We start from the raw sequence: 12223 nt of genomic DNA on the forward strand, positions 1-12223 counted from the left end.
AAAAAGATATATCGTTAAATCAGATAACCTATCTTTTTTTGCTTATTTTACAGTGCACTTTGCGCTGTTGATAAATACAAGGCATTCCAAAACTTATTTTAGGTTATTGCCTTATGTCGATTGCTCATCAACAAAAACCACTCAATATTGTCGCTGTTTCAGGTGGCTTAAATAATCCCTCTAAAACCGAAAGTCTGGTGCAGGAAATCCTCAATGAATTGGGTCAAGCCACACCAATCAACGTACACTTTATTAAATTCAGTGAAATTGGTCCGTTACTCGGTGGTGCAATTTATCGCAACCAGCTTCCACAACGCGTGCAGGATGATCTGGCTGCGGTAGAAGCGGCAGATGCCCTGATTGTCGGCACACCCGTGTATCGTGCTTCATTCACTGGCTTGTTTAAACATTTCTTTGATTTTGTTGAACAAACAGCTTTAGTGGATGTGCCTGTATTACTTGCTGCCTCAGGCGGTAGTGAGCGTCATGCCCTGGTCCTTGAACATCAACTGCGTCCATTGTTCAGCTTTTTCCAGGCGCAAACCTTGCCGATTGGTGTGTATGCCACCGATAAAGATTTCACCCCGGAATACACCGTGCGCAGTGAACAACTGCGTGAGCGCATTATCTTGGCGGTTGCACGGGCCTTGCCTATTCTGGAATGGGCACCTGCCAAAGGTCAACGTGCCGAAGTGGTGAAAGAAAAAACCCAGCAAGCCAATCAGCATCTGGGCATTAACAAGCAAATCGAACAGGCAGAAGTTCTTCCATCTGCAGCAGTACCAAGTTTGGATGCGGCAGAATCACGGTTGCACCCTAAATCCGGCAACGTTCACGTGGCGTAAGAATAGCAGCAGATCCGGAGGGTAAAACATGTCACAACAAGAACAAAACATTCACTTCGCTTACTGGGTACCGAATGTCAGTGGTGGCCTGGTGGTCAGCAATATCGAACAGCGTACCGACTGGAGCTATGACTACAATGTGCGTTTGGCGCAAACTGCGGAAAAAAATGGCTTTGATTATGCCTTGACTCAGATTCGTTTTACTGCGGGTTATGGGGCAGAAAACCAGCATGAATCCGTCAGCTTTAGCCATGGCATCCTGGCCAAAACGGAAAAACTCAAAGTCATTGCCGCCATTTTGCCAGGTCCCTGGAAACCGGCTTTAGCCGCCAAACAACTGGCGACAATTGATCATCTCACGCAGGGCCGGATCGCAATTAACGTGGTCAGTGGCTGGTTCCGGGGCGAGTTTGACGCGATTGGTGAAGAATGGCCGGAGCATGATCAGCGTTATGCACGTTCGGAGGAGTTTATTCGCTGCCTGAAAGGTATCTGGACGACGGATCATTTCAGCTTTGATGGCAAGTATTATCAATTTAACGATTACAGCTTAAAACCCAAGCCGCTACAGCAACCACATATCGAGATTTTTCAGGGCGGCAGCTCGCGTGCCGCGCGTGATATGGCATCACGTGTCTCGGACTGGTATTTCACCAATGGCAACACGCCTGAAGAAATCAAAAAGCAGATTGATGATATTCGTGAAAAAGCCAAAACCAACCATCATCAGGTGAAAATTGGGGTGAATGCCTTCATTATTGCCCGCGATACTGAAGAAGAAGCACAAGCTGTACTGCAAGAAATCCTTGATAAGGCCAATCTTCCAGCGGTGAAGGCTTTTGGCGATGCGACCCGTGAAGCCGGTGCCGCCACAGCTGAAGGTGAAGGGAACTGGGCCAAATCAACCCTTGAAGATCTGGTGCAATACAACGATGGCTTTAAAACCAATCTGATTGGTACACCGCAACAAATTGCTGAACGCATCGTGGCATTAAAAAATGTGGGTGTGGATCTGATTCTTTCGGGCTTTTTACACTTTATTGACGAAGTGGAATATTTTGGCGAGAAGGTCTTGCCTTTAGTGCGTGAACTGGAAGCCCAACAAGCCGAAAAACTGCAAGCCAAATCCGCATAAACAACAAGAACCTAATTATAAAAATAATCACGCTCCACCACTCCAATCTCCCTCAAGCCTGGCTTGGGGGATTTTTTTTGGCAACCCTTCATCCAGACCAAATAAAAGGGAGGAAGCGCTCCCTAAAAACTCATCGTGGATGTTAGGCATAAAAACTGGGTTTTGGCACTTGCCCCGTTAACACCCATTCCCCGACTTCCTGATATTTATAATCAATCGGGTCATGCAAAGTCTGGGTACGCACATTACGCCAGAAACGGTCCAGATTCAGTTGGGCGGTAGTTGCCCGTGCCCCCATGACCTGGAAAATATTTTGCGTGACATAAAGTGAAGTATTCGTGGCGGCAATTTTGGCAGTAGCAATGGCAATTGAGACCAGCCCACGCTGTTCTGCAGTCAGAGTTTCACCCTGTTGCCAAGCCTGCTGTAATACCGCAACTGCCTGTTGTGCCAGTAAACGCACAGCTTCAAGTTGCACATAAAACTCGGCAAAATGTTTCTGGGTAAAAGGATCCTGTACGGCCTGTTCTACCAGCGACGTTGACCAGGCTTTTTGTGTTTGCACCGCCTGTTTCGCCACCTCAAACGCCCCTTCCGCCACGCCTAAAAACAAATGCACGAAAATCAGTTGCGCGATCAGCGGACGCAAACTGGAATATGGGGTACTGAGTGGCCCAGGATTGAGCAGTAATTCATCCTGCTGGATTCTGACCTGTTGAAACTGGCTAGTGCCGCTATCGGTCTGGCGTTGTCCCATATTGTTCCAATCCCCTAAAAAGCACACCCCTTCACGTGCCGTCGGAATCACGCCAATCAATAATTTGCCTTCAGCATCATAAGCAGAACACAGCAACATGTCGGAATCGATGGAGCCGGAACAGAAACTCTTTTCACCATGAAAAATATATTCTTGTGCAGAAATCTGTTCTGCCGTGGTACGTCGATCCAGTGGATTTAAGGCGTTGCCCCAAAACAGGTTTTCCCGTGCAGTTTGCTCAAACCATGGCGCATATTGTTCGGGTTGGGCAAACAGCTGTACCGTCGCAATCAATAAATGATGAAAACCATACACATGTGCCAATGAGCTATCCACCTGTGCAAAGATGCGAATGGTACTAAAAATAGTGGACCAATCCGCCGCCTGCCCGCCATATTGCCGCGGAATAGATAAGCTTAGCAGTCCACTGGCACGGATCAGATCGCGTTCTGTTTTAGGATTGCCACCACGTTTATCACGTTCAGCTGCAGTCTGTGCAAACTGTGCAGCGAGTTGCCGGGCAATCTGTTGTGGATCAAAATTTAAAGGGTTGGGTGTGGTATTCATCTTGCCTTCAATCATTATCTTGCTATGGTTTTAGCTTAACAGATCAAATTTTCGGGCTTTATCTCAATCGCTGCTGAACTTATCCGGCACAGCAAAATACCGCCTGCACATGTCAGACGGTATAGGCTAAAAGAAAGGTTATTCTGTTGGATAAACAGTCGCAATTAAACGCTCCACCACGGCTGGATCGGCCAAAGTTGAGGTATCTCCCAAACTGTCGAGTTCATGTGCCGCTATTTTTCTGAGAATTCGCCGCATGATTTTGCCAGAACGGGTTTTCGGCAACATCGGTGCCCAGTACAAGGCATCCGGTGCGGCAATGGCGCCGAGATGTTTACGCACCCATTCAATCAGCTCTGTGCGCAAAGCTTCACTTTCTGGCACACCAGTTTTCAGTGTCACAAAGGTACAAATGCCCTGACCTTTTAAATCGTGCGGCATCCCGACGACTGCGGCTTCAGCCACCTGTGGATGGGCCACCAGCGTACTTTCAATTTCCGCCGTGCCTAAACGGTGGCCAGAGACATTCAGCACATCATCCACCCGACCGGTGATCCAGTAATAGCCATCTTGGTCACGGCGGGCCCCATCTCCAGAAAAATAATAGCCCGGGAAAGCAGCAAAATAGGCTTCAAAGAAACGCTTATTGTCCCCCCAAATTCCGCGCATCTGGCCCGGCCAAGAATCCTTGATCACCAGATTGCCCTGTGCTTCACCGTGCAGTTCATAGCCTTGATCATCGACCAAGGCAGGCTGAATGCCAAAATATGGACGGGTGGCTGAGCCTGGTTTTAAATCCGTTGCACCCGGCAAAGGACTAATCAGAATCCCGCCGGTTTCGGTTTGCCACCAGGTATCGACAATCGGACAACGCCCTTCACCCACGACATGGTAATACCAGTTCCAGGCTTCCGGATTGATCGGCTCTCCCACACTGCCCAATAAGCGCAAGCTGCTGCGGTCACTTTCCCGCACATAGGCATCGCCTTCACGCATCATGGCGCGAATGGCGGTGGGTGCAGTGTATAAAATGCTGACATGGTGCTTATCGACAATATGACCAATCCGCGCCCAGCTCGGATACTGTGGCACGCCCTCGAACATCAGGGTCGTGGTGCCGTTTGCCAAAGGGCCATAAATGGAATAGGAATGTCCAGTAATCCAGCCGACATCGGCGGTACACCAGTAAATATCATCGGGTTGAAGATCAAACACGTCACGGAAAGTGGATGTCACATAAACCAGATAGCCACCCGTGGTATGTAGCACGCCTTTCGGCTTCCCGGTCGAACCAGAGGTGTACAAAATAAACAGCGGATCTTCAGCACCCATTGGCGTCGGTGGACAGTCTTCCTCGACTTCCATGATTTCTTCGTGATACCACAGGTCTCGCCCCGGCTGGAACTGAATCGGATTTCCCGTGCGATGCACCACCATGACATGCTCAACACTTTGTGTACCCGACATCGCCAATGCCTGATCGACATTATCCTTGAGAGGAATCAGCTTCCCACCCCGCATGCCAGCATCGGCGGTCACCACCAGCTTAGCCTGACTGTCTTCAATCCGACTGGCTAGGGAGTCTGGAGAAAAACCGCCAAACACCACGCAATGCACCGCACCAATGCGGGCACAGGCCAGCATGGCAATTGCAGCCTCGGAAACCATCGGCATGTACAGTACCACCCGATCGCCTTTAGCAATTCCGTACTTTTTCAGCACATTGGCAAAGCGGCAAACTTCGGCATACAGCTCTTGATAAGAAATGATCTTATGCCGTGAAGGATGATCCCCTTCCCAGATGATCGCCGGTTTCTGCGGATGTACCGCTAGATGACGATCCAGACAATTGGCACAGACATTCAGTTCACCATCGGCAAACCATTCAATGTGAAAGTTATCTTTGTCAAAACTGGTATTTTTGACTTGTATAAACGGTTTGATCCAGTCAATCCGTTGTGCCTGCTCAGCCCAGAACTGTTCCGGGTACTGAATAGAGTATTGGTAACGTTGTAAATAATCTTCCTGCAAGGTACGTGCGGTCTTTTTAAATGCCTCTGGTACCGGATAGCGTTCGTTCATCAGCATCTTCCTTGTACTTGACTCTCCTCTCGAGAGCTTCAGGGTCTTTTTTGTTGTTCTGTGCAGGCCAATGTCCGTATTTTTTCTGCATCATAAAGCCGACAAACCTGCGCAATCCGTCTATTATTTAAACAGATTTAACAGATAAAATCAGTGAGCATAACAACAGATATGTCGGTTAAACGTATCAGTGCCCTTTTTTTAGCCTTATAATTTTAATTCATTTCATCGACCTACAGCTGATCCGTGCTGTGTTTGCGGATGAGGACGCCTATGACCTCCCAGAATTCATCCCCATTTTTCTCCCGCCCACCTGTGACACGTCAGGATTCCCCCCTGTCGCCCGCAGGACGGTTTAGCCGGTTAAGCTATATTGGCTGGTACGGACTTTTGCACCTGAGCATTTTTTTGCTCGCAATCGCCTTCAGCCTGACGCTGGGAATTGTTAGCCTGAATAATGGTGTGCTTAATGAGAACTTTACCAATGCACTGAATGGCATGGCAGGTTTAGGTTTTCTCTTGCTGTTTGTGGTCTATTTCTATTTTCATCTGGTGCTGGTCATTCGCCGACTCCATGATCTGAACCAGACCGGCTGGATCAGCCTGTTGCTGTTGGTGCCGGTCATCAACTTCTTCCTGGCCTTTTATTTACTGCTTGCTCCCGGTACTCCTGGGATGAACCGCTACGGTCCGCCACGCATGACCTCTGCAGCCGAAAAAATCATGGCCTGGCTGATCATTACCCTGAGTATTTTGAGCCTGCTTAGTATGGGCAGCATGATGTCCTACATGATGGGCAGTGGTGAGTTGCAGACCCCATCGGAAATGATGCGACAGAGCAGCAAGTATTTCTAAGCTCACATTTTTTAACTGGACAGCGCTGTGCACTTTGATTAGGGTAGGCAGCGCATTTTTTAATTAGGAAACAGGTTAGCCGGTGGCAGAACAGACCAATAAACTCAGCGATGTCGCACAAGGGACAGCAGATTTAATTCAGGAAGCGGGACAAAAAACCAGTGAATCGGTGATTGCACATACTGCGAAATATAATGATGCCTATCGTGCAATCGACAAGATCATGGAAGGATTCTGGGAACGTTTACCGTATTTTTGTATCGCTCTCGTTGTTTTCCTGATTTTCTGGTTACTCGCCAAACTGTTCAAGTTTTTTATCCGCAAAACCCTGGATAACCGCAGTTATGCTAAACAAAATCTGGTGCTGGTGCTGAACCGGCTGGGCAGTACGATAATTATTTTTATTGGTTTCCTGATTGCGTTGGTCATCGCCATTCCAGGTTTTACCCCCGGCCAGCTGATGAGTGCACTCGGGATTGGCTCGGTCGCGATTGGTTTCGCTTTCAAAGATATTTTCCAGAACCTGTTGTCTGGCATCCTGATTTTACTGAGCGAGCCGTTTCATATTGGCGATGACATCATTGTTGGTGGGATGGAAGGCACGGTGGAAGATATCCAGATTCGGGCGACGTATTTACGCTCACCGGATGGCCGCCGCATCGTGATTCCAAACGCAACCGTCTATACCAGTGCAGTGACGGTAAATACGGCTTATCAGCGCCGCCGCTGTGAATTTATCGTGGGGATCGGCTATGAAGATGATGTGCAGAAAGCCAAACAGATCATTCTCAAGATTCTGGACAATGACCGCAATATCCTCAGCCAACCACCATTTAGTGTCAATGTCTCTGCACTGGCAGATTTCTCGATTAATCTGACCGTGCGCTGGTGGGTTGATACCACTGAAACCACCACGGCAGCATCGATTAGTACCGTACAGGAAGCCGTGATTGATGCTTTTGATGAAAACAATATCTCAATCCCTTATCCGGTGCAGCAAGTGAAAGTCTATCGTGATGACGCGCAGCAGACCCAAGCACCCATTTCAGATACTAAATAAACGTCCCAGCGCATAAGGAATTACGGTTTCGGTACGGATAATGCGCTGTCCGAGAGAAACCGCTTGTGCCCCATTTCGGGTCAGCAGATCAACCTCGTACGGGATAAATCCGCCCTCTGGGCCAATGATCAGGGTACACGGATGTTGAATCTGCTGAGGCATCGTAACCATTGCATAAGGATGTGCCACAAAAGCCGGTCTCTCCAGACTGATCATGCCCGGTAAAACATCTTCCACAAAAGGTTTAAAACGCCGGTAACAGTCAATTGTCGGTGCCACCGTGTCTCCAGCCTGCTCCAGCCCCAAGGTGACATAGTCATCCAGTTGCTGCAGAAAAGGACTCTGCCAATAGCTTTTATCTACCCGATAGCTATGCAGCAAAATGATTTTCTCCACACCCAAGGTCACGCTATCCATGATCAATCGGCGCAAGACTTTAGGTCGCGGCAAGGCCACGATCAGAGTGACCGGCAATTTGGCAGGAACGACTTCCGGGTGTAAGGGCTGAACGATCACCTGTTGTGCACTAATCTCACGCACTTCGGTCAGATAACGCTGTCCCTGGCGCATACCCACCTTTAAATGATCACCAACCTGAATATCGAGATGTTGGCGCAAATGTTGTAACTGGCGTGGTTCGCGAATCACCCACACCTTTGAGTCGCTTGACTGCGGTTCAATTAAAACGATATTCACAGGTATTGATCCAGCAAATGAATATGACGCTGTAAAGCCCCCTGATTACGCGATAACACGGCTGACGCCTGCTCGACTTGTGTCTGTCGGAATGTGGTATCCCGCAACAGGTGCTGGATCTGTTCAATGGCATTCACTTCATCTTCGGCGACAATCAGCCCCTGCTCTTGCAAAAATTCATCTGCAATACTCTGGAAATTGAAATAATTTGGCCCGATCACCGTCGCCACCTGGAGCGACATCGGCTCCAGAATATTATGTCCACCACCTGGAGTATTAAATGAACCGCCGACAATACAGGCCTGACTGAGCGCATACCAAAGCCATAACTCTCCCATGCTGTCAGCTAAATAGACCTGCGTATCCGCTTGAATGCTTTGCCCCTGACTACGGCGCTGTACCTGCAGATTCATCGACTGGATCAGGGCAAAAACTTCATCAAAACGTTCTGGATGACGCGGCACCACGATACATAACTGTTCAGGGTGCTGTTTTAAATGCGGCTGCAGCATCTGCAACAGTTTCTGCTCTTCAGGTGCATGCGTGCTGGCCAGGGTAATGACTTGGCGCGATTCTAGTTGCCAATCCTGACGTAAGCGTGCAGCCTGCAGAATAAACTTTGGCGGTGGCTGAATATCAAATTTGATATTACCGACCACACTCATTTGCCGGGGTGATTTTCCCAAAACCGCAAAGCGCTGCAAGGTTGCTTCATCTTGCGCAGCAATCCAGTCCAACTGTTCCAACATCGGTGCAGTCAAACGTTTCAAACGTGCATAACCCTGTGCAGACTTTTTTGATAAGCGGGCATTTAACAGCAACATCGGAATTTCTTGCAACCGCACTCGTTCCAGCAGGTTGGGCCACAGTTCTGTTTCCATTAAGGCCAACACGCGTGGCTGATAGAGCTCAAGAAACTGGTCAATCAGGTCTTTTTGATCGACAGGTAGAAAGACTGCCTGAAAAAGGCCGGGATATTTTTTTAAGAACAAGGATTTGGCACGTGCCTGTCCGGTACGTGTGGTATTGGTGACCAGCACTGCTTGACCCGCTTGCAGATAATGTTCAATCAGCGGTTGTGCAGCATTAGTTTCACCCACCGAAACTGCATGAAACCAGAGAGCATTTTGATTTTTGGGTGGCTGAAAAGGCCCAAAACGTTCAGTCAATTCGTCAGCAAAATCCGCCAGATGCCCTGAACGCTTTTTTAAACGTTGACGGTAAAGTGGCTTAAGCACAGCCAAAATTGCGTTGTACCAAAATGGAGTTGCCAAGTGCATCGATCCTCTGATTGAACCTGGCAACTATAACATGACCCTGATTTTGGAATCATGCTTTACGACTATAGAGCTTATCCGTTGAGGCTTGGATAATCGGTATATCCTTCTGCACCTGCACCATACATGGTCGACACTTCGAGCTCATTCCACGCTGCATTTTCAACCAAACGTGTATACAGATCCGGATTGGCAATATAAGGACGACCAAAGGCCACGGCATCTGCCTGTCCTGAAGCCAATAATGCCAATGCCGATTCGCGGTTCAGGTTTTCATTGGCGATATACGGCACACCTGATTTTTCCTTGATCAACTGGCTGATGCTGTCTTCCGCCTGATATTCACGGGTAAAAATAAAGGCGATCTTGCGTTGACCCAATTGCTCAGCCACGTAACCAAATGTTCCACGTGGATCAGCATCCCCCATATCATGCGAGTCACCACGCGGTGCCAAATGCACCCCAACGCGGCCTGCACCCCAAACCTCGATCGCGGCATCCACAATTTCAAGCAGGAAGCGGGCACGATTTTCAACGGAACCGCCGTATTGGTCCTGACGCTGGTTGGTTGAGGTTTGTAGGAACTGGTCAATCAAATAGCCATTTGCCGCATGGATTTCTACCCCATCAAAACCCGCTTCTTTAGCGAGAAGAGCAGACTGACGGTATTCTTCAACAATCGCCTGAACTTCAGCCGTTTCCAGCGCACGTGGCGTGACAAAATCACGTTTTGGGCGCAACAGGCTGACCTGACCCGCCGGTTGGATGGCACTTGCAGACACCGGAGTTTCTCCACCGAGCAAATCCGGATGAGAAATACGGCCGACATGCCATAACTGCACCACGATTTTGCTGTCCTGCTCATGAACTGCCTGAATAATTTTTTTCCAGGCCTGAACCTGGGCATCGTTATACAAACCCGGGGTTTTCTCATAACCCACCGCATTTTCTGCAATCACCGTGGCTTCAGTCAGAATCAGGCCGGCATTGGCACGCTGACGGTAATACTCCACCATAAGATCGGTTGGAACTCGGTCTTCTGTCGCACGGGTACGGGTCAAGGGTGCAAGCACCACACGGTTTTTAAGCTGTAAATCACCAAACTGAGCGGGAGTTGAAAAATCGGTCATAACCTTATCCTTCAACATTCCTCAAGCAGGAAACACACCTTATAAGGAATGTTGCAAATGTTGTAAAAATTCTTGGATGAGTGCTTCGTTGCGCGAAAAGTAAGACCATTGACCATGCTTGGTAGCATGAATCAAACCGGCTTGCTGTAAAATCGACAAGTGATTGGACATGGTGGATTGCGACAGGTTACCAATCGTTTCGATATGTCCCGCACATACACCACGGCTAAAGTCATGACCACACTGATCGGACGCCAGAAACTGTTCAGGATGTTTCAAACATTGCAAGATCTGTCGACGCACCGGATTGGCCAAGGCTTTATAAATCGCTTCAGTGTCCATAGTATTACTCTTACACATCAGCAACCCCATCCCCTACACAGATTATATCTATTTCTATCGATATTAATATCGATATTTTTCGATATTTGTGTTTTTTTATGAAAGAGGTCCGCTGTTTTAATCCTAAAAGGCTAGTTTAACATCGCACATCAGTTTCTGCGTTTCTATTATGTCGCTGCTTTTCACTATTCCTCATCTTTTCTTGCAACCCTTGCTATGTGGATTTTCTCAAGACGACAGAACATATTGCACGTTATTACGACCCGCAGCCTTCGCTTGATACATCAAGGCATCCGCTGCCTTTAATGCTGTCTCCATCGAGCTAAAATCGCTCAGCATCACCAAGCCGAAACTGGCGGTGACCTGTTGACTGAGACCGCTTTCTAACTGTAGTGGTGTTGCTAACACTTTAGAGATGCGATCAATCACCAGCAGTGCTTCCTGCAAATTGGTCTGGCATAACACCCCCACAAACTCCTCTCCCCCAATCCGGGCTAGAATATCCTGCTCCCTCAGCACGGTCCGTACCGTGGCTGCGAAGGCTTTCAGCACCTCATCCCCGATCTGATGACCATGCTGGTCATTAATTTCTTTAAAATGATCCAAATCACAGAGAAATAAGGCGTGTTGCTGTACTTTTTGTGCCTGAAAAAATGCCTCAGCACTTTCAAAAAAACAGCGTCGATTGGTCAGTCCCGTCAGGACATCAATATCGCGTTCAGTTTTTAAAACATTCAGCCGGTCTCGGATATGTCCCACCAAGAATAAGACAGAAAACAGCCATAAAAACAGCAGACTGGCCAACTGGGTAGCGAACCAGAATACCGTCTGGCTATAATGAAGTTTTAATGGGCCTTGCCAGAGTTGCCACAACAATACCACTTCCCGAACCAGCAAGTAGGCACACAAAAAATAAAAAACATATTTGAGGGCTTGATCAATCGGATGCCGGGCAACAGCACGATAAATATCAGGCAACTTATGCAGACAAAGTGCAATAAAGCCCAAGCCACTCCAGACAATACGCATGTTTAACTGGTTATCGATCAGGGAGTAATAAAATATGCCCATCTGAACCACAATCACCACCAGCCAGACCAAAGGCCACGACACATGGGTGGAAAAACGTAGTGAAATTGCCTGTACTAAACAGATATAAGTCGCGAGATAAATAAAACCTAAAGGGACGGCCCAATGATGAATTTCAGCTAACGGAATAAAACTCAAGACCATCAGGCAAAAGCCCGCAAACATCGCCGCGAAGGAAAACCAGAGTAGATAAACTAACTCACGTTGAAAAAACCAGTACAAAGAAAAACACAGGCCGATCGTGATTAAACACAGTGGCGCCACCAAAATAAAATTGCTGAAGTTCGAACTTAGCATAGGCAAAAATCCACATCTGTCCCCGATCTCAAATGAGAGCTTGTATTGCAGAGCACCACGCTTTGTTGCCCTGATTTATGTTTTACGTTCA

11 protein-coding genes are annotated in these 12223 nt (G+C 48.1%); 4 read left to right on the forward strand and 7 right to left on the reverse strand.

What is annotated here, in order from left to right; genetic code table 11:
* The first annotated feature begins 113 nt into the window (after positions 1 to 113).
* Together msuE and sfnG are read left to right on the forward strand one after the other, a co-directional pair.
* Positions 114 to 845 carry an FMN reductase gene (msuE, locus tag PGW99_RS10735; RefSeq protein WP_273777676.1) on the forward strand — a complete coding sequence of 244 codons (732 nt, stop codon included), beginning with the start codon at positions 114 to 116 and terminating at the stop codon, positions 843 to 845.
* 28 nt (positions 846 to 873) lie between these two features.
* Entirely contained in the window at positions 874 to 1980 is a 1107-nt protein-coding gene (sfnG, locus tag PGW99_RS10740) for a dimethylsulfone monooxygenase SfnG (protein WP_273777678.1), read from the forward strand.
* A 142-nt stretch (positions 1981 to 2122) separates the two neighbouring features.
* Here the strand turns inward: sfnG and PGW99_RS10745 are convergent, their stop codons facing one another.
* Positions 2123 to 3304, reverse strand: coding sequence for an acyl-CoA dehydrogenase family protein (locus PGW99_RS10745; protein ID WP_273777679.1), 1182 nt, complete (start codon positions 3302 to 3304; stop codon positions 2123 to 2125).
* Positions 3305 to 3442: 138 nt separating this feature from the next.
* Complete coding sequence (gene acs / locus PGW99_RS10750) at positions 3443 to 5386, reverse strand: acetate--CoA ligase (protein WP_273777680.1); 1944 nt, start codon at positions 5384 to 5386, stop codon at positions 3443 to 3445.
* Between the two features lie 273 nt (positions 5387 to 5659).
* Between acs and PGW99_RS10755 the strand changes: the two genes are divergently transcribed.
* Together PGW99_RS10755 and PGW99_RS10760 are read left to right on the forward strand one after the other, a co-directional pair.
* A complete protein-coding gene (locus PGW99_RS10755) occupies positions 5660 to 6241 on the forward strand; it encodes a DUF805 domain-containing protein (RefSeq protein ID WP_273777681.1) in 582 nt (193 codons plus the stop codon).
* Positions 6242 to 6323: 82 nt separating this feature from the next.
* Positions 6324 to 7301 carry a mechanosensitive ion channel family protein gene (locus PGW99_RS10760; RefSeq protein ID WP_273777682.1) on the forward strand — a complete coding sequence of 326 codons (978 nt, stop codon included), beginning with the start codon at positions 6324 to 6326 and terminating at the stop codon, positions 7299 to 7301.
* On the opposite strand, the gene PGW99_RS10765 is transcribed toward PGW99_RS10760, so the two are convergent.
* The 5 genes from PGW99_RS10765 to PGW99_RS10785 form a co-directional block, all read right to left on the reverse strand.
* A complete protein-coding gene (locus PGW99_RS10765; RefSeq protein ID WP_273777683.1) occupies positions 7287 to 7997 on the reverse strand; it encodes a 16S rRNA (uracil(1498)-N(3))-methyltransferase in 711 nt (236 codons plus the stop codon). The two genes, PGW99_RS10760 and PGW99_RS10765, sit on opposite strands and share 15 nt — an antisense overlap.
* Positions 7994 to 9271, reverse strand: a complete 1278-nt coding sequence (locus PGW99_RS10770) for a 3-deoxy-D-manno-octulosonic acid transferase (protein ID WP_273777684.1) — start codon at positions 9269 to 9271, stop codon at positions 7994 to 7996. The genes PGW99_RS10765 and PGW99_RS10770 overlap by 4 nt, the downstream gene beginning before the upstream one ends.
* Before the next feature lie 77 nt (positions 9272 to 9348).
* Positions 9349 to 10404 (reverse strand): alkene reductase, encoded by a 1056-nt coding sequence (locus PGW99_RS10775; protein ID WP_273777685.1) that lies wholly within the window; start codon positions 10402 to 10404, stop codon positions 9349 to 9351.
* 39 nt (positions 10405 to 10443) lie between these two features.
* Entirely contained in the window at positions 10444 to 10746 is a 303-nt protein-coding gene (locus PGW99_RS10780; RefSeq protein ID WP_273779499.1) for an ArsR/SmtB family transcription factor, read from the reverse strand.
* A 228-nt stretch (positions 10747 to 10974) separates the two neighbouring features.
* Positions 10975 to 12132 carry a GGDEF domain-containing protein gene (locus PGW99_RS10785; protein ID WP_273777686.1) on the reverse strand — a complete coding sequence of 386 codons (1158 nt, stop codon included), beginning with the start codon at positions 12130 to 12132 and terminating at the stop codon, positions 10975 to 10977.
* Between the last annotated feature and the right edge of the window lie 91 nt (positions 12133 to 12223).

The sequence above is a fragment of the Acinetobacter sp. GSS19 genome (assembly GCF_028621895.1).
Lineage (GTDB): Bacteria > Pseudomonadota > Gammaproteobacteria > Pseudomonadales > Moraxellaceae > Acinetobacter.